This is a genomic window from Caenispirillum salinarum AK4 (assembly GCF_000315795.1).
Classification (GTDB): domain Bacteria; phylum Pseudomonadota; class Alphaproteobacteria; order Rhodospirillales; family Rhodospirillaceae; genus Caenispirillum; species Caenispirillum salinarum.
In genome coordinates, this window is sequence record NZ_ANHY01000008.1 from 12,576 (window position 1) to 30,029 (window position 17,454).

19 protein-coding genes and 1 tRNA gene are annotated in these 17,454 nt (G+C 71.2%); 13 read left to right on the forward strand and 7 right to left on the reverse strand.

Annotated features, from left to right (window positions below; all coding sequences use genetic code 11):
• Positions 1–54: 54 nt before the first annotated feature.
• Both C882_RS09680 and C882_RS09685 read right to left on the reverse strand, forming a co-directional pair.
• Positions 55–846 (reverse strand): nitrilase-related carbon-nitrogen hydrolase, encoded by a 792-nt coding sequence (locus C882_RS09680; protein WP_009540410.1) that lies wholly within the window; start codon positions 844–846, stop codon positions 55–57.
• A 459-nt stretch (positions 847–1,305) separates the two neighbouring features.
• Positions 1,306–1,381 (reverse strand) — tRNA-Ala (locus C882_RS09685).
• Between the two features lie 152 nt (positions 1,382–1,533).
• Here C882_RS09685 and C882_RS09690 point away from each other — a divergent pair.
• The 5 genes from C882_RS09690 (at position 1,534) to C882_RS09710 (ending at position 4,460) form a co-directional block, all read left to right on the forward strand.
• Positions 1,534–1,839, forward strand: coding sequence for a YggT family protein (locus C882_RS09690; RefSeq protein ID WP_009540411.1), 306 nt, complete (start codon positions 1,534–1,536; stop codon positions 1,837–1,839).
• A gap of 7 nt (positions 1,840–1,846) precedes the next feature.
• Complete coding sequence (locus tag C882_RS09695; protein WP_009540412.1) at positions 1,847–2,197, forward strand: DUF167 domain-containing protein; 351 nt, start codon at positions 1,847–1,849, stop codon at positions 2,195–2,197.
• Positions 2,190–3,101 carry a tetrahydrofolate dehydrogenase/cyclohydrolase catalytic domain-containing protein gene (locus C882_RS09700; protein WP_009540413.1) on the forward strand — a complete coding sequence of 304 codons (912 nt, stop codon included), beginning with the start codon at positions 2,190–2,192 and terminating at the stop codon, positions 3,099–3,101. Before C882_RS09695 ends, C882_RS09700 begins: the two co-directional genes overlap by 8 nt.
• Before the next feature lie 147 nt (positions 3,102–3,248).
• Positions 3,249–3,770 (forward strand): DinB family protein, encoded by a 522-nt coding sequence (locus tag C882_RS09705; RefSeq protein WP_043644814.1) that lies wholly within the window; start codon positions 3,249–3,251, stop codon positions 3,768–3,770.
• 87 nt (positions 3,771–3,857) lie between these two features.
• Entirely contained in the window at positions 3,858–4,460 is a 603-nt protein-coding gene (locus C882_RS09710; RefSeq protein ID WP_009540415.1) for a cysteine hydrolase family protein, read from the forward strand.
• 24 nt (positions 4,461–4,484) lie between these two features.
• On the opposite strand, the gene thpR is transcribed toward C882_RS09710, so the two are convergent.
• From thpR to C882_RS09725, 3 genes are read right to left on the reverse strand one after another with little or no spacing between them, the layout of a single operon-like run.
• Positions 4,485–5,027 (reverse strand): RNA 2',3'-cyclic phosphodiesterase, encoded by a 543-nt coding sequence (gene thpR / locus C882_RS09715; RefSeq protein WP_009540416.1) that lies wholly within the window; start codon positions 5,025–5,027, stop codon positions 4,485–4,487.
• 54 nt (positions 5,028–5,081) lie between these two features.
• Positions 5,082–6,221 carry an FIST signal transduction protein gene (locus C882_RS09720; protein ID WP_009540417.1) on the reverse strand — a complete coding sequence of 380 codons (1,140 nt, stop codon included), beginning with the start codon at positions 6,219–6,221 and terminating at the stop codon, positions 5,082–5,084.
• Between the two features lie 43 nt (positions 6,222–6,264).
• Complete coding sequence (locus C882_RS09725; protein ID WP_009540418.1) at positions 6,265–6,930, reverse strand: arylesterase; 666 nt, start codon at positions 6,928–6,930, stop codon at positions 6,265–6,267.
• 85 nt (positions 6,931–7,015) lie between these two features.
• Here C882_RS09725 and C882_RS09730 point away from each other — a divergent pair, with 85 nt between their 5' ends.
• Genes C882_RS09730 through C882_RS09740 form a run of 3 tightly spaced genes read left to right on the forward strand, consistent with a single transcriptional unit; the run spans position 7,016 to position 10,921 of the window.
• A complete protein-coding gene (locus tag C882_RS09730) occupies positions 7,016–7,663 on the forward strand; it encodes an ABC transporter ATP-binding protein (protein ID WP_009540419.1) in 648 nt (215 codons plus the stop codon).
• Positions 7,660–8,385 carry a methyltransferase gene (locus tag C882_RS09735; RefSeq protein ID WP_009540420.1) on the forward strand — a complete coding sequence of 242 codons (726 nt, stop codon included), beginning with the start codon at positions 7,660–7,662 and terminating at the stop codon, positions 8,383–8,385. Before C882_RS09730 ends, C882_RS09735 begins: the two co-directional genes overlap by 4 nt.
• Before the next feature lie 4 nt (positions 8,386–8,389).
• A complete protein-coding gene (locus C882_RS09740) occupies positions 8,390–10,921 on the forward strand; it encodes an ABC transporter permease (protein ID WP_009540421.1) in 2,532 nt (843 codons plus the stop codon).
• Positions 10,922–10,934: 13 nt separating this feature from the next.
• Here the strand turns inward: C882_RS09740 and C882_RS09745 are convergent, their stop codons facing one another.
• Complete coding sequence (locus C882_RS09745) at positions 10,935–11,294, reverse strand: HNH endonuclease (protein WP_009540422.1); 360 nt, start codon at positions 11,292–11,294, stop codon at positions 10,935–10,937.
• Between the two features lie 131 nt (positions 11,295–11,425).
• Between C882_RS09745 and C882_RS09750 the strand changes: the two genes are divergently transcribed.
• From C882_RS09750 to C882_RS09760, 3 genes are all read left to right on the forward strand, one after another.
• Positions 11,426–12,526 carry a TAXI family TRAP transporter solute-binding subunit gene (locus tag C882_RS09750; protein ID WP_009540423.1) on the forward strand — a complete coding sequence of 367 codons (1,101 nt, stop codon included), beginning with the start codon at positions 11,426–11,428 and terminating at the stop codon, positions 12,524–12,526.
• 102 nt (positions 12,527–12,628) lie between these two features.
• Positions 12,629–14,068, forward strand: a complete 1,440-nt coding sequence (locus tag C882_RS09755; RefSeq protein WP_009540424.1) for a leucyl aminopeptidase family protein — start codon at positions 12,629–12,631, stop codon at positions 14,066–14,068.
• Between the two features lie 105 nt (positions 14,069–14,173).
• Complete coding sequence (locus C882_RS09760) at positions 14,174–14,569, forward strand: MarR family transcriptional regulator (protein WP_009540425.1); 396 nt, start codon at positions 14,174–14,176, stop codon at positions 14,567–14,569.
• Between the two features lie 19 nt (positions 14,570–14,588).
• Here the strand turns inward: C882_RS09760 and C882_RS09765 are convergent, their stop codons facing one another.
• Positions 14,589–15,050: a hypothetical protein gene (locus C882_RS09765; protein WP_152415274.1), complete on the reverse strand. Its 462-nt coding sequence runs from the start codon at positions 15,048–15,050 to the stop codon at positions 14,589–14,591.
• A 385-nt stretch (positions 15,051–15,435) separates the two neighbouring features.
• Between C882_RS09765 and C882_RS09770 the strand changes: the two genes are divergently transcribed.
• The gene (locus C882_RS09770; RefSeq protein WP_083875761.1) at positions 15,436–16,260 is read left to right on the forward strand and encodes an IclR family transcriptional regulator; all 825 of its coding nucleotides are present in this window, start codon (positions 15,436–15,438) and stop codon (positions 16,258–16,260) included.
• A gap of 175 nt (positions 16,261–16,435) precedes the next feature.
• Positions 16,436–17,374, forward strand: coding sequence for a DMT family transporter (locus C882_RS09775; RefSeq protein WP_009540428.1), 939 nt, complete (start codon positions 16,436–16,438; stop codon positions 17,372–17,374).
• Positions 17,375–17,454: the final 80 nt, after the last annotated feature.

Below are 17,454 nucleotides of genomic sequence, written 5' to 3' on the forward strand. Positions count from 1 at the left end.
CTTGGTGTACCACCAAGCCCGCGCCCGACCAACCCGCGATCGCCGCGCCGCCGGCTATTCCGCCGCGGCGTAAAGCTCCGGCCGGCGGTCGTCCAGATAGGGGCTGGCGTCCCGCGTTCGGTGATAGGCCGGCACGTCGATGTTGGCGAACAGCATCTCCTCGTCCCGCCCCGCCCGCGCCAGCACCGAGCCGTCGGGCGCGGCGACGGTGCTCATGCCCGCATAGGCCGTTTCGTGCTCGCGCCAGCAGCGGTTGGCGTAGGCGATGAAGCAGCCGTTTTCCGCCGCGCGGGCGGGAACCAGCAGATCCGCCACCTTGCGCCGGGACTCGGGCAGGGCGGCGGGCACGCAAATCAGGTCGGCGCCATGAGCGGCCAGTGCGCGGACGGCCTCGGGGAACTCGGCATCGTAGGACACCAGCACGCCGACGCGCAGGCCGTTCAGCCCGTGCGGCCGGCCCAGGTCGTTGCCGGGCGAATAGACCGTGCGCTCGTCGTCGCCGAACAGGTGGGTCTTGCGATAGGTGGTGCGGTGCCGCCCGCGCCCGTCCACCAGGGTGGCGGCGTCGTAGCAGTGCCCGCCCTCGCCGTTCTCGCCGTGGCCGTAGAGGATGGCGATGGCGTGGCGCCGGGCGGCCTCGGCCATGCGGCGGGCGGAGTCGCCGTCGGCGGATTCCGCCAGTTCGAACGCCAGTTCCCCGATGGCATAGCCCGACAGGAACATCTCGGGCAGGATCAGCAGGTCGGCGCCACCGGCCTTGGCCCGCGCGGCGGCCTCCTCGGCGGCGGTGATGTTGGCCTCGACGTCGCCGGGGGTGCCTTGGGTCTGGAACAGGGCGATGCGCATGGGCCCTCAAGCCTCCGATCCCGTGGAAGACGGCAGAAGGAGAAGGCTACCGCGCGCGCCGGGGTTCCGCCAAGAAAAGCGGCAGACCCGGCCCCGGAAGGGGGATGCGGTACCCCGCTGGTGCGGGGCGGGGGAGGGGCGGCGCGTGCGGCAGGGCGGTTGGCACCGCATATGGATTCCTGCTTTCGCAGGAATGAAGGGTCTTTTTTGCTATCTGATAAGGATTTGCAAACTCCGTCGCCCCAGAGGGGCGCCAACCGGAGGGCAGGGGTTCGATCGCCGGCCGCCACGCAGAAAACCCGCCGCTATCGCCAGCGGCGGGTTCACCGGAATTCTGGCGGAGCTGAGGGGAATCGAACCGTCGCCCCAGAGGGGCGCCAACCGGAGGGCAGGGGGGCGATCGCCGGCCGCCACGCAGAAAACCCGCCGCTATCGCCAGCGGCGGGTTCACCGGAATTCTGGTGGAGCTGAGGGGAATCGAACCCCTGACCTCTGCAGTGCGATTGCAGCGCTCTCCCATCTGAGCTACAGCCCCGGCGGACGCGGATAATGGTGAGGACCGAGGGGGATGTCAAGCAAATCCTCTGCGGTTTTTCGACGGCCTTGCGCGGGCACGGGCGCTCTTGCGCCGGTGCCGGCCAAGCCTTACGTTTTGCAGAGCTTTTCAACGCGGAGCGGTTGTCCCCCATGGATGTTGTTCTCGGTCCCCTGATCCAGGTCGCGCTGATTGCGCTCAACCTCTACCTGTGGGCCATCATCATCTCGGCCGTGCTGAGCTGGCTGGTCGCCTTCAATGTGATCAACACGAGCAATCGCTTCGTCTACCTTGTGGGCGATTTCCTGCATCGCATCACCGAGCCGGCGCTGCGCCCCATCCGGTCGGTGGTGCCGGTGATGGGCGGTGTCGACCTGTCGCCCATGGTGCTGATCCTGCTGATCATCTTCCTGGAAGGTGTGCTCGGCCGCCTCGCCATGCAGGCCGGCGCGTTCTAAGGACGCCATGGCCGCCGCCGATCCAGACATCGCCGACGCCCCGCCGCTGGAACCCTGCGCGCGGGGCGTTCGGCTGTTCGTGCGCCTGACGCCCAAGGCATCGCGCAATGCCCTCCAGGGACTGGCGGCCGATGCCGACGGCGGGCGGGTGCTCAAGGTGGCGGTCACCGCCGTGCCCGAGAACGGCAAGGCCAATCAGGCGTTGGTGAAGCTGTTGGCGAAGGTTTGGAAGCTGCCGAAGTCGGCCGTCTCCATCACCGCCGGCGCCACCGACCGCCGCAAGACCCTGCTGATCGAAAGCGACGACCCGCAGGCCCTTGCCGACCACCTTTGGGAACGGATGCGCGATCATGGCTAAAGCCGTCATCCTGGAAGGCCGCGAGGACGCCGAGGACCTGCGCGACGCCGTCGCCGCCCGGGTCCGCGCCCTGCGCGACTACGAGCGGGTGCGCCCCGGCCTCGCCCTCATCCGCGTCGGCGACAAGGGCGAGACCAAGTCCATGCTCGACCACCGGGAGCAGTGGGCGCTGGACGCCGGCTTCCGTGTCAACCGCCACGACATGCCCAGGGAAAGCACCACGCGCGAACTGATGCTGGTGGTCGAGGGCATCAACGACGACAGCGACATCAACGGCGTCGTGATCCTGGAGCCGGTGCCGCCCGGCATCGACATCGGCAAGGTGCGCCGTGCCGTGGACCCGGCCAAGGACGTCGACGGCCAGCATCCGCTGAACATCGGCGAACTGGCGCTGGGAGCCGCCGGGCTGGTGCCCAGCCTGCCGCTGGCGGTGGTGGACCTGCTGCGCCGCCACCTGGGCGACATGAGCGGCCGGCGGGCGGTGGTGCTCGGCCGCTGCCTGGGCGTCGGGCGGCCGCTGGCAAAGCTTCTGACGGACGCCGACTGCACGGTCACGCAGGCCCATTCCCGCACCAGCCTGACCGACGTGAAGGCCATCTCGCGCGACTGCGAAATCGTCGTCGCGGCCCTGAACCGGCCGGAGATGGTGCGCGGCGACTGGATTTCCCCGGGGGCGACGGTCATCGATACCGGCCGCCACACCATTCACGCCGGGCCGGGTGAATCCCGCATGGTGGGCGACGTGAAGCGCGACGAGGTCATCGCGGTCGCCGGCGCCTTTGCCGACCGGTTCGAGGCCGTGGGGCCGCTGGGCATCGCGATGCTTCTGCGCAACACCCTGATCGCCTGCTGCCGCCAGCACCGCGTCGACATGAAAATGGCGGAGTGCGACGTCCGCACCTGAGCGGGGCGCCGCGGGGGCGCCGGCACGGCACTCCCGGCACCGGCGGACCTTTCCAGGCGCATGGAAGTGGCCCTGGCGATGGCGGGCCTTCCCGCTAGGCTCGAGGGACCATTCCCGCCCACCACCAGGGGGAGGCCTGTCGTGAGCATGTCCCAGACCGTCCGCCACGTCCGCACCATGGCCCGCTACAACGCCTGGGCCAACACGCGCCTTTATGATGCGGTGGTCGCCCTGCCGCCGGGCGAGGCGGTGCGCGAGCGGCCGAGTTTCTTCGGCTCCATCGTCAAGACGCTGAACCACGTGCTGGTGGGCGACCGTATCTGGTTCTCCCGCATCGCGGGCACCGACGCCGGCGTCAGCCGCCTGGACGAGGTGCTCTATGCCGATCCGCAGGCGCTGTACGGCGCGCGGGAGGATTTCGACGCCCACATCATCCGCACCGTCGACGGCTGGGACGACGCGCGCCTTGCCGGCACCTTCCGCTATGCCAACATGGCGGGGGAGACCTTCGAGCAGCCCCTGCACCCGGTGCTGACCCATGTCTTCAACCACCAGGCGCACCACCGGGGCCAGGTCCACCAGATGCTGAGCGAGAGCGGCGCGGAACCGCCGTCCATCGATCTCATCTACTTCCTGCGCGATCCGGCCTCGGTGCTGGAGGCCGGCTAGGGCCCCGGCCCCGCCTCAGTCCCCGGCCCGCCCCGATCCGGTCCGATCCGCGGTCCTGTTCCGCAGCCCAGCCATGGAGCCCCCGCCATGACCGAAGCCCCCCAGACTTTGCTGTCCCTCGCCAAGGCCGACCTGACGCCCGCGCGTCTGGCCGAGGGCGTGCTCGTGCTCATCGACTGCCAGAACGAATACGTCGACGGTCGCCTGGCCCTGCCGGGTGTGGAGCCGGCGCTGGCCGAGGCGGCGGCGCTGCTGGAGCGGGCGCGCGCGGCGGGCACGCCGGTGTTCCACATCGCCCACCAGGGCGGCGCGGGCGGACCGTTCGATCCCGATGGACCCGGCGGGGCCATCGCTGAGGCGGTCGCGCCCCACGCCGGCGAGGCGGTCATCCGCAAGCGCCTGCCCAACGCCTTCGCGGGAACCGAGTTGAACGACAGGGTGAAGGCCACCGGCCGCACCGACCTGATCGTCTGCGGCTTCATGACGCACATGTGCGTCAGTTCCACGGTGCGAGCGGCGCTGGACCTGGGATACCGCTCCACCGTCGTCGCCGCGGCCTGCGCCACACGCGACCTGCCCGACCCGGCGGGCGGAGTGATGGACGCGGGGACGCTGCACCGTGCGTCCCTGGCCGCCCTGGGCGACCGCTTCGCGGTCATCGCCCCGAACGCGCAAGCCATCCATGCATGAGGGCATGTGCCGCGGGACGGGCCGCTATCCCAGCACCAGCGGGTAGTCGGCTTCCGCCGTGTAGGTAGCGCCGGAGCGGCCCAGTTCGCTGGAGAACAGGGTGAAGTGCTCCACCCGCCACGGTCCCCAGCGGAACAGGTTGTTGTGGGCGATGAAGTCCTGGACCTTGTGGACCGGCGCCCCCTTCAGCCGGGCGATGGTGACGTGGGGGGTGTACTTGCGCCGCTCCGGCGCCTCGCCGATGCCCACCAGGGCGCGGTCCACCTTGTCGTGCAGGTGCATCAGCTCGGGCACCTTCTCCACGCCCGCCCACAGGCTGTGGGCGCGGTGGCCGTTCTCGAAGGCGCCGATGCCGGCGACCTCCAGGTCGAAGGCGGGGCTGCGGATGTCGGACAGGGCATTGTGGACGTCGTCGCAGCGGTCCTCGTCGATCTCGCCGATGAAGCGCACCGTGACGTGCAAGTTTTCGGGCGGCAGCCAGCGGGCGTTGGGAATGCCGCCGCCCAGGCGGTGAAGCTGCTCGCGCAGGTCCTCGGGCAGGTCGAGACCGACGAAGAGGCGGATCATGGCGCGGGCCCTTTCCTGGTCTGGCGGCGGGTCGGGCGGGGCGGGACGTAAGCGCTAGCGGAAGACCGTCAGCACGCCCGAATGGGTGTAAAGCTGATTGTGGCGTATTTCGCCCCCGCCGAAAAACCCCGTGAGCGGAAAATCTCCAAGTTCTTCAGCGATCAACGTCATTTCCCTGTCACGGCCGCCGAACAGTTCCGGACCGCGGCCGTGGCAGCTGACGTAGATCCCGCCGCGCGGCGGCCGGCCGTCGAGCCGGGCGCGCAGGCGTTTCAGCATGGCGCGCATGTCGGTCTCCGCCGCCTCCTGGGTGCGGCGGACGAAGCACAGGCGGTCGCCGGGCTCCAGCCGCGCGCCGGCGGCGATCCAGCCGGTGCGCGGGTCCACCGCCATGAGCGGCCGGACGGTGAAGGCGCCGACGTCGGAGGCGCCGACGGGCAGGCCGACGTGCACCACGCCGGCCAGGGCGCGGAGGTCCTCGCGGCTGTGGGCGCCGGTTTCCTCGCACAGGATGTCCAGCGGCCGGCGGCCGTCCAGGCGGGCGATGGCGGCGCGGCTGGTTTCGGTGACCGTGTGGTAGTCGCCGACGGGCACGCACCCCTGGGTGCCGGCCACGGCCACCGGCACATGGCCGCTGATCAGGACGCCCGACAGCCCGCCGCGCGTCGGCAGCCCGGCAAGCTGGGTCGGCACCGCCGCGCCCGGGCCGCCGCCGCCCGTCAGGCCGCCGACCAGATAGCCCTCGGTGATGTCGGTCAGGTCTTCCACGATCCAGCCCAACTGGCTGTTGTCGGCGTCGCCGTGGACGATGCCCAGAACCGGCGAGACCGGCCCCACCCAGTCCAGCACGTCGGGCTCGGGCATGTCGCCGCCGCGCACCAGCGACCCCAGAAGGCGGTAGCTGTCGGGCGGCAGGTCGGCGACCATGGCGGAGACCGCCGGCGTCTCGCCGTGGACCTCGCGCCGGCGGCCGCAGATGCCGGTGCCGGCGCCCCCCACCCAGGTTTCCACGCCCGTCGCCTCGCGCAGCAGCGACAGGATGCCGCCCAGGTCCGGGGCCAGGCGCTCTGTGACATACAGGAACCCCAGGCGTCCCGGCCCGCCGCACGGACCCAGCGCGGCGGCACAGGCGCCGGCGGCCTCGGCCCAGTCGCGGCCGGTGGCGATGGCGTCACGGAAACCCGGGTGCGTCATGATGATGGCCGTGGGAGCAAGGGCAGGGACGGGCGCCGCGTCGTCAGCCGCCTGCCGCGGTGGTGCGCTTCAGCAGCGCCTCGACCTTGGGCAGAATGGTCTCGACCATCACGTCGACCCCCCGTTCGTTGGGATGCATGCCGTCGGGGAGCAGCAGGTCCTCTTGCAGCGCCACACCCTCGAGAAAGAAAGGATATAGCAAAACGTCGTGCTTTTCCGCCAGGGCCGGATACATGGCGTCGAAAGCCTTCACATACTCCGGGCCCATGTTGCGCGGGGCCATCATGCCCGCCAGCAGGACGTTGATGCCCCGATCCTTCAGCGTCGAGAGGATGGCGTCGAGGTTTTTCTTGGCGTCTTCCGGCGGCAGGCCGCGCAGGGCGTCGTTGGCGCCCAGTTCCACGATGGCGGCGTCGATGTCCTGGCCCGAGATCAGCCAGTCCAGCCGCGCCAGCCCGCCGGCGGTGGTGTCGCCGGACACGCCGGCGTTGATGACGGTCACGTCGTGGCCCCTGGTCCGCAGGGCCTCTTCCAGCCGTACAGGGAAGGCGGCGTCCTGGGGCAGGTCGTATCCGGCGGTCAGGCTGTCGCCCAGCGCCAGCAGGGTGACCGGATCACCCTCCGCCGCCAGGACCGCAGGGCCGTTGCCGTTGACAAGCCACAGCGCAAGGCCAAATGTGCAGAGGGCTTTCAGACCTGGAAATCGCATGACGAGCTTTACTCCCGCTTCCTCGACGACGACGCAAACCCGCGCCGCAACCGCCGCTCCGACCATTGACTTAAGGTCGGTCCGCGTGACCTTGGAGGGGCCGGCCGGCCCCGTCAACATCCTGCGCGGCCTGGACCTGACCGTTCACGGCGGCGAGGCCGTGGGCGTCGTCGGGCCGTCCGGCAGCGGCAAGTCCACCATGATGATGGTCATCGCCGGCCTGGAGCGCGCCACCGACGGCGTGGTCACCGTGGCCGGACACGACCTGACCGCCATGGACGAGGACGACCTGGCGCTGTTCCGCCGCGACACGCTGGGCGTGGTGTTTCAGGGCTTCCACCTGGTGCCCACCATGACGGCGCTGGAGAACGTCGCCGTGCCGCTGGAGTTCGCCGGCCGGCGCGACGCCTTCGAGCGTGCCGCCGAACACCTGGAGGCCGTCGGCCTGGGCCACCGCCTGGACCACTACCCCGGCCAGCTTTCGGGCGGGGAGCAGCAGCGCGTGGCGCTGGCCCGCGCCTTCGTGGTGGAGCCCAAGGTGCTGCTGGCCGACGAGCCCACCGGCAACCTGGACCAGGACACCGGCGCCCACGTCATGGATCTTCTGTTCGACATGGCGAAGAAGAAGGGCGCGACGCTTCTGCTCATCACCCACGATCCCCGCCTGGCCGGGCGCTGCGACCGCGTCGTGTCCTTGCGCGACGGGGAGATCAAGGAGGCCCGCGCGGCATGACCGCCGACACCAGGACATCCGACCGCGACCGCGACACCTTCCACGCCAACCGGGCCAAGCGCTACGACGACACGATCCGCCGGGTCATCCCGGGCTACGACGCCCTGCACTCCATGACCGGCGTCATGCTCAAGGACGCCGTGCCCGCAGACGGCCGCGTGCTGGTGGTCGGCGCCGGCACGGGCGCGGAGCTTCTGGCGCTGGGGCAGGCCGCGCCCGGCTGGTCGTTCACCGCCTGCGATCCGGCGGCGGGCATGCTCGCCATCGCCGAGGACCGCATCAAGGGCCATCCGGTGGCGGAGCGCTGCGGCCTGCATCCGTGCCTCTGCGCCGACCTGCCGGCCGAGGAAACGGCCTTCGACGCGGCCACCTGCCTTCTGGTCATGCACTTCCTGCCCGACGACGGCACCAAACTCACGCTCCTGAAAAGCATCGCCGAGCGCCTGAAGCCCGGCGCGCCGCTGATCCTGGCGGACATGCACGAGACGCCCGGCAGTCCGCGCCACCAGCTCATCATGGACGCCTGGATGCACTGGCAGCTGGGCAACGGCATCGACCCGGTGGAGGTGGAAAAGGGCCGCCGCCATGTGGAACGCGACGTCCACTTCGTGCCTCTGTCGCGCCTGACGGCGCTGCTGGACGAGGCCGGCTTCACCGCGCCCGAGCATTTCTTCCAGGCCTTCCTGTTCGGCGGCTTCATCGCCTGGCGCAAAGAGGACTGACACCATGGCCGCGGCGCGCTTCGCCAATCTTCCGGTCGCCTGGCGCTTCGCCCTGCGGGAGCTGCGCGGGGGCCTGAGCGGTTTCCGCATCTTCCTGGCCTGCCTGGCGCTGGGGGTGGCCGCCATCGCCGCCGCCGGGTCGACCAACGAGGCCGTGCAGCGCGGGCTTGAGGCCGACGCCCGCGTGATCCTGGGTGGCGACCTGGAGGTGGAGCTGACCTACCGCCCGCCGACGCCCGATCAGATGGCGCTGATGGACAGCTTCGGCCGCACCTCGCTGACCAGCGAACTCCGCACCATGGCGCGCGGCGGCGGCGACAGCACCCTGGTGCAGATGAAGGGCGTCGACGACGCCTATCCGCTCTACGGCGCGGTCGAACTGGACCCCGCCATGCCGCTGTCCGAGGCTCTGGCGCAGCGGGACGGCACCTGGGGCACGGCGGTGGACCCCGCGCTTCTGGCGCGGCTGGGGATCGACGTCGGCGACACCATCCGCCTCGGCGACCTGGACGTCGAGGTGCGAGCGGCGCTCATCGTCCAGCCCGACCGCGCCAACCGCGTCTTCAGCTTCGGCCCGACGGTGCTGCTGGCGAATCCGGCGGTGGAGGCGACCGGCCTCGTCCAGCCGGGCACGCTGATCGAATACGAAACCCGCGTCGCCACCGATCGGGTGGAGGACCTGCGTGCGGCCCTGACGCGCGAGTACCCCGACGCCGGCTGGCAGTTGCGCGGCCTGGACCGTGCCGCCCCCGGGTTCGAGCGGTTTTTGGGCAACATCACCCTGTTCCTGACGCTGGTGGGACTGACCGCGCTGCTGGTGGGCGGCATCGGGGTCGCCAATGCGGTGAAGGCCTTCCTGGACAGCCGGGTGAACACCATCGCGACGCTGAAGTGCCTGGGCGCATCCAGCCGGCGCATCTTTCACATCTACCTCATCCAGATCACGCTCATCGCGGCGCTGGGCATCGGGCTCGGGCTGGTGCTGGGGGCGTTGGTGCCCTTCGCGGCGTCGGGCGCGCTCAAGGGCCTTCTGCCGGTGGAGGCCAAGGCGGCGCTGTACCCGTGGCCGCTGGTCAAGGCGGCGGGCTTCGGCGTGCTGACGGCGCTGGTCTTCGCCCTGTGGCCGCTGTCGCGCACCCGCGCCATCCGCGCCGCCGCCCTGTTCCGCAGCGTGGTCGCGGCACCGGGCGGGATGCCGCATGGGCGCGACCTGCTGAGCATCCTGGTGCTGGCCGGGCTGCTGGCGGCGCTGACCATCGCCACGGCCGACAACCCGGTACTGGCGGCGTGGTTCGTCGTCGGCTCGGTGGTGTCGCTGGCGCTGTTCCGGGGCGCGGCCTGGGTGGTGAAGGCGCTGGCCGCCCGCCAGTCCACGGCGGCGCGCGGCCGGCCCGGCCTGCGGCTGGCGCTGGCGAACCTGCACCGGCCGGGCGCGCCCACGGCCTCGGTGGTGCTGTCGCTGGGCCTGGGGCTGACCGTGCTGGTGGCCGTCGCGCAGATCGAGGGGAACCTGTCGCGCACCATCAACGAGAACCTGCCGGACCAGGCGCCGACGTTCTTCTTCATCGACATCCAGCCCGACCAGGTGGAGACGTTCGAGACCACGGTGGCGGAGGTCGAGGGCGCGTCCATTGTCCAGATGGCCGACATGATCCGCGGCAACATCACGCACCTCAAGGGCGACCCCGTCGTCATCGAGAACGTGGACCCCGAGGTCCGCTGGACAGTGCGCGGCGACCGGGGCCTGTCGTCCGCCGCCGAACCGCCGTCCAACGCCGAGATCGTCGCCGGCGAATGGTGGCCGGCCGACTGGCAGGGCACGCCGCAGATCAGCCTGGCCCAGAACATTGCCGAGGGGCTGGGAGTCGGCGTTGGCGACACGGTCACGGTCAACGTTCTGGGCCGTGCCATCACCGGCGAGATCGCCAACCTGCGCAACGTGAACTGGGGCTCGTTGAGCATGAACTTCAGCTTCCTGTTCAGCCCCAACACGCTGGCCGGCGCGCCGCGCACCTGGATCGCCACCGTGCAGGCCGACGGCGCCGCGGCGGACCAGTTGGAACGCCTGATGGCCGACCGCCTGTCCAACGTCTCCGCGCTGCGGGTGAAGGATGCGCTGGATGCCGTCAACCAGGTGATCGCGGCGGCGGGCAACGCGGTCCGGGCGGTGGCCGCCGTGACGCTGCTGGCCGGTGCGCTGGTGCTGGCCGGCGCCATCGCGGCGGGGCACCGGCGGCGGGTCTACGACTCGGTGGTGCTCAAGGTGCTGGGGGCGACCCGGCGCGACGTGCTGCGCGCCTTCCTGGTGGAATACGGCATCCTGGGCGCGGCGACGGGCGTCATTGCCGTTGCCATCGGCTCGGTGGTGGGCTGGGCGGTGATGACCTTCGTCATGCGCGAGGTCACCTGGACCTGGCTGCCCTGGATCGCCGCCGGTACGGTGCTGGCCTGCGTGGTGGTGACGCTGGGGGCGGGGTTCGCCGGCACCTGGCGCGCCATGGGCGTGAAGGCGGCGCCGCTTCTGCGCAACGAGTAGGGGGTTGGTGCCGCTACCGCCGCTTCCGGCGGTGGCGGTCCATGTATTCCGGCGGTTTCTTGCGCACCCACCTCAGGAACCGTGCGATCTCGGGATGCGTGCGCAGGGCGTCGGGCGAGTCGTAGGCGGCGGCCAGGTCGCGCTCGGTCAGCACGCTGTGGATCTTGCGGTGGCAGATGCGGTGCATGAGCGTCTGCTCGCGCCCGCCCTCGGACCGGGGCACCCAGTGGTGGCGGTCGAGGCTGGGGCCCGGCACCATGGGGCGGCCGCACAGCGGGCAGGGGCCGATCGCTGCGTCGTCGGCATCGCCGCGGGCCGCCGTGGACTGGGACGGCGGCAGTTGCGGATCGGGCAGCGCGGTCAGGCGTCGCATTCTTCTCCCGACGAAAAAATCAAAGCGTTGGACCATACCGGCATTGTGCTGGACCCCCGGGAATGTCACACCCATATGTCCGAGGACAAGGTGGGTGAACCACCCGCGAGGCCACAAGGGGGAGAGACGCCGTGCACCGCGATTCGCGTCCACCGCGCCACGCGCCGCGCCGCATAGGCTTGGCCCGACGGGCCGTTCTGGCCGTTCTGGCGGTGGCGGCGGCCCTGGTGGTTCTTGGCCCCGACGGGCGGGCGCAGCAGCCGCCCGAGGACGTGACCGTCCTGCGGATCGCCACCGGCCCCACCGGCGGCACCTATTTTCCCATCGGCGGGCTGATCGCCAACGCCATCAGCAACCCGCCCGGCTCGCGCCCCTGCGACCGGGGCGGCAGTTGCGGCGTGCCGGGCCTGATCGCCGCGGCCGTTTCCACCAGCGGATCGGTGGTCAATGTCCAGAGCCTGAAGGCCGGCACCGCCGACATGGCGCTGGTGCAGGCGGACGTCGGCTTCTGGGCGTGGTCGGCGGAAGGCATCTACAGTGGCGGCGAAGCCGTGGAGAACCTGCGCGCCCTGGCCCGTCTGTACCCGGAAAGCATCCACCTCGTCGCCCGCACCGGCAGCGGCATCGAAAGCGTCGCGGACCTGAAGGGCAAGCGCGTGTCGGTGGGCGAGAAGGGCTCGGGCACGCTGGTGGAGGCGCGGCTGATCCTCAACGCCCATGGCCTGAAGCTGAACGACGTCAAACCCGCCTACATCCGGCCCGGTCCCTCGGCCGACCGGCTGGCGGACGATGAACTGGACGCCTTCTTCTTCGTCGGCGGCGCCCCCATCCAGGCCATCGCCGACCTGGCGGAGCGCGACGAGATCACGCTGGTGCCCATCGACGGGCAGGCGGCCGACAAGCTGGCGGGCGTGTTCCCCTACCTGACCCACAACGTCATCCCGGCCGACACCTACCCCAACCAGACGCGCGCCATCGCCACGCTGGCCGTCGGTGCCGTGCTGCTGACCACCGCCGAGATGAGCGACGAGATGGCCTACGCCATCACCAAGTCCCTGTGGCATCCCACCAGCCTGGAACTGTACCGCTCCGGCCATCCCGGCGGGCGCAAGCTGGACCCGTCGCGCGCCGACGACGATACGGGCGTGCCCCTGCACCCCGGGGCCAAGCGGTTCTATGACGAGCGGGCGAGGATCGCCGCCGAGGAAACCGCGCCGGTGGCCGGGCCGTAGTCCCTCGACACCTTTGGTGGCGGCGGCGCCCTTTCCGGGTGTGCGGGCGCGCGGCAGGGTTCTATACTGGGGGAAACTACCGCGAAGAAGGAGACGTCCGCCTTGCCTGCGCAGACAACCCTGGTCACCGCCCTGATCGACGGGGCCGACGCCGATGCCGCCGTTCCCGTCACCGCCCTGACGCGCGAGGCGCTGACGTCATGGCTGGAGGCGCAGGACCCGGCGACGCGCCGCTGGGTCGAGACGGCCGGGTTCAAGGCCGAGGCGGGCGCCCACCTGATGCTGCCGGACGCCGAGGGCGGCGCGGCGCGCGTCCTGGCGGGGCTGGGCGACGGGTCCGACCCCTGGGCGCTGGCCGCCCTGCCGACGGCGCTGCCCCGCGTCGACTACCGCCTGGACCCCGCGCCCGAGGGCGACCAGGCCTTCTGGGCGTGCTTCGCCTGGGAGATGGGCGCCTACAGCTTCACCCGCTACAAATCCAACACCGCCGCCGCCGGCGTGGGGAGCGACGGCGAGCCCTCAGGCCCGTCGCGCCCGGCCCGCCTGGCGTGGCCGGACACCGCCGACCGCGAGGCCGTGACCCGCGCTGTCGCCGGCACCACCCTTGTCCGCGACCTCATCAACACGCCGGCCAGCGACATGGGCCCCGAGGAACTGGAGGACGCCGCCCGCGTGCTGGCCGACGCCCACGGTGCGACCATGGACGTCATCGTCGGCGAGGACCTGGAGCGCGCCAACTATCCCGCCATCTACGCCGTCGGCAAGGGCAGCGCCCGGCCGCCGCGCCTCATCGACATCCGCTGGGGGCGAGAGGACGCACCCAGGGTGACGCTGGTGGGCAAGGGAGTGTGCTTCGATTCGGGCGGCTACGACCTCAAGCCCTCGGCCGGCATGAAGCTGATGAAGAAGGACATGGGCGGGGCGGCCAACACGCTGGGCCTGGCGCGCATGATCATGATGGCGGGGCTGGACGTGCGTCTGCGCCTGTTGATCCCGGCGGTGGAGAACATGGTGTCGGGCACCGCCTACCGGCCGCAGGACGTGCTGCGCACGCGCAAGGGCCTGACCGTGGAGATCGGCAACACCGATGCCGAGGGCCGCGTGGTGCTGTGCGACGCCCTGGCCGAGGCCGATTCGGAACAGCCGGACCTGCTGGTCGACTGCGCCACCCTGACCGGCGCGGCGCGGGTGGCTCTGGGGCCCGAGATCGCCGTCTATTTCGCCAACGACGACGCGCTGGCCGCCGACATCGAATGCCACGCCGGGGCCTGGCGCGACCCCGTCTGGCGCCTGCCGCTGTGGGCGCCCTATCGCAAGATGCTCGACAGCAAGACTGCTGACATCAACAACGCCGGCGAGGGCGGTTTCGCCGGCGCGATCACCGCCGCGCTCTACCTCAAGGAGTTCGTTTCGGATTCGACACGGTGGGCGCACTTCGACATCTACGGCTGGAACCCGGCGGGGCGGCCGGGCCGGCCGGCGGGCGGCGAGGCCTTCGCCTTGCGCGCGCTCTATGCCCTCGTCGCCGACCGCTTCGGTTGAACGGACGCGAAACGGTCAACCCTTTGCCGTTGCTCCGGGCCGCCCGGTCCGGTAAACAGGTTCCGCTCACGGAACAAGCGGTCACGGAACGGATAGAGGACCAGCGTGGACATCAAACCCGTCGAGGCCCTGGACCTGTGGCGCGGCGCCATCGTGGAAAGCGTGCGCCGCGACGGCCCGGACCTGTCGGCGCGCCAGATGGCGCTGCTCCTGACCGTCTACATCACCAAGCCGCCGCACACGGTGCGCGGGCTGGCCGACGCCCTCAAGGTCTCCAAACCGGCCGTCACGCGCGCCGTCGACCGCCTCAGCGACTATGGCCTGGTCAAGCGCAAGGTGGACGAAACCGACCGCCGCAGCGTGCTCATCCAGCGCACGGTCAAGGGCTCGGTCTTCCTGCGGGAGTTCGGCGAGCTGATCTGCCACGCCGCGGCCGAATGCCGCGTGCCCGAGGACGCGCCCGACCCCAACGCGCCCAACGACAGCGGCAACGGCGGCTGAACGCGACTCCCGCCGCCGCCTAACGCCCCTCGGGACCCGCCGCCGGATCGGGGCGGAAGGTGCGCAGGGCGTGCAGGGCCCACGTTTCCGTTTCTTTCAGCTCCGTCAGGGCGGCCCGCCGCTCCAGGCGCCACCGCTCGGCCTCGGCCGAGGCGGTCGCACGGTCGATGGACGCCTGTGCGCGGGCGGCCATGCGACGGTCGGTGGCCGAGGCCGACGCCGATGCTTGCGGACGGGGCAGCAGCGGCGCCGCCGCGACCGGGGCCGGCGGCGTCGCGGCGCGCAGGCGGGCCTCCAGGCGGTCCGCCTTGGCGCGGACCAGCATCCGTTCCACCGACGGCGTGTAGAGTCGCGGCTCGTACAGCAGCGGCGGTTCCGTCTCCGCGCCGGCGGGGGCGGGCGCGGCGGTCATGAGGAGCAGGGTCAGGGCAGGGCTTATGAGGGACAGGGGGCTGCGACGGCGTGGCGTGGGCGATGGCATGGGCGGCGGCTCCCGGCTGCGCGTCCCTCACCATGTCCCGGGGCCTGATGTCGCGGCGCGCCGGCGGCGGCGCAATGCCGCCCGGCGGGGTAGCCCGAAATGTGAAGAGGCGGCCTTGCGGCCGCCTCTTCGCCCGGATGCAGGGTCCGGTCACCCGACGCTTTCCTCACCTAGACAGGGCCGTGCTTTTATAAGTCTTTGCCCTTTGTTCGGCTTCGGCCGTTCCCGGCGGCCGAGGCCTCGATTTCACACGTCCTGCGGGGTCCCGGGGATGCCTTCGAACGGGTCCGCATTTCGTATTGCGTAATCGATGTCGCCATGTGTAATTGACGGGCCGACGCGAGTCAAGCGTCGGAAATGCAGAGCAGTGTGGGGATTCTTGAATATGCGTAGTGTCGGTGGCCGGACGCGGCCTTTGCGCGCCCCGGTGGGAGAGGACGCCGGCGGCGGCGCCAACGGGCATGAGGCCGATGGGGCGCGGCGCCGCGGCGTGCAGTCGCTGGAGGTCGCCATGGGCGTCCTGCGGGCGCTGGGCGAGGCGGCGCGGCCCCTGATGCTCAAGGAGCTGGCGGACCGGGCCGGCATGCCGCCGGCCAAGGCCCACCGCTACCTGGTCAGCTTCATCGAATCGGGCATGGTGCGACAGGACGCCGAAACCGGCCGCTATGCCCTGGGCGAGTTCGCCCTGACGCTGGGGCTGGTGGCGCTGCAGGGGCTGGACATCGTGCGCGATACCGCCGGGGTGCTCGCCGACCTGCGCGACCACCTGGAGGAAACGGTGTTCCTGGCCGTCTGGGGCAACCGCGGCCCCACCATCGTCCGCTGGGAGGAAGCCGCCCGGCCCATCGCCGTGAACGTCCGCGTGGGCTCGGTCCTGCCGGTGGAGACGTCGGCGACCGGACGGGTGTTCGCCGCCTTCCTCAAGGAAGCCGCCGGCCATGCCGTCGACCGGGCCATGGTGGAGGACATCCGCGCCACCGGGCTGGCGACGCAGCGCAATGCCCTGATGCAGGGCATCGGCGCGGTCTCGTCGCCCGTCTTCGACCACCGGGGGCAGATCGTCGGCGCCATCACCGTGCTGGGTGCCGACACCGGATTCGATGCCAGCCCCACGGGCCGCATCGCGCGGGCCTGCGTCCTGGCCGGCGAGGACGCCAGCCGCCGCATGGGCTACCGCCCCGACCTGCAGCAGGCGCGCCGCAGCGCCTGACGGTCCGCGTCGGCGGGGGACGGCGGCAGAATGGCCCTTGCCGGGGCGATGGGGCGTTGAAAGGATCGGCGGCGCTTCTTCGTACCCGCCGCCGACCGCCGGTTCCCGCGCGTGCCCCCGGGCGCCCGGCGCGGTCGGCGGTCTTTCCGCCCACCGCCGTCCAGAGGAGTCGATCTTGCACGCCGACCGCGCCACCTACCTCAAGGGCGTCGCCCTGTCCGCCGGAGGCATGCTGGTCATCAGCCCCGACGGCCTGCTGCTGCGCCTGGTGGAGGACGCGGGCCACTGGCAGATCGTCTTCCTGCGCACGCTGGGCATCTTCGTCTCGGTCATGGCGCTGGTGAGCCTTCGCTACCGCCGCCGCACCGCCCAGGTGGTCACCAGCCTCGGGTGGCCGGGCGTGTGGGCGTCGCTGGGGCTGATGGGGGCGAACATCGGATTCGTGCTGGCCATGCTGAACACAACGGTCGCCAACACGCTGGTGATCCTGGCCTGCATGCCGCTGTTTTCCGCCGTGTTCGGATGGCTGCTGATCCGCGAGCGCGTCTCGGTGCGCACCTGGGTGAGCATCGCTGTCGCCATCATCGGCATCGTCATCATCTTTTCCGGCTCCATCGGCGGCGGCAGGCTGCTGGGTGATTCCATCGCCCTGTTCACCGCCGTCTGCCACGGCTTCGCCCTGGTGCAGCTGCGCCGCATCGGCAACCGCGACACCACGCCGGTGATCGCCTTCGGCGGCCTGGGGGCGGCGCTGATTTCCCTGCCGCTGGCCGGCAGCCTTGTCTACACCCTGCACGATGCGACGGTGATCCTGTTCCAGGGCCTGTTGCAGATGCCGCTGGCCATCGGGCTGTTCATGTCGGGCGCGCGGTTCATCCCGGCGGCGGAGGTGGCCCTGTTCTCGCTGATCGAGACGGTCCTGGGGCCGCTGTGGGCGTGGATCGGCGTCGGTGAGGTGCCGGGCACCCTGGCGGTCGTCGGCGGGATCATCGTGGTCGGCGCCGTGGCGGGCAACGCGGTGCTCGGCCTGATGCGCGCCAAAAAGCGCGAAGCCGCCGGCCGCCCGCCGGGCCCCGAGGGCGAGCCCTCGCCGACGCCCGTGTGGGAGCGCTGAACCCGCACCGATGCGCCCCGCCCCGCCCCGTTCCGCCGGCCTTGCGGCGGACGTCTCGCGGCAGACCGGCGAGGGTGGTA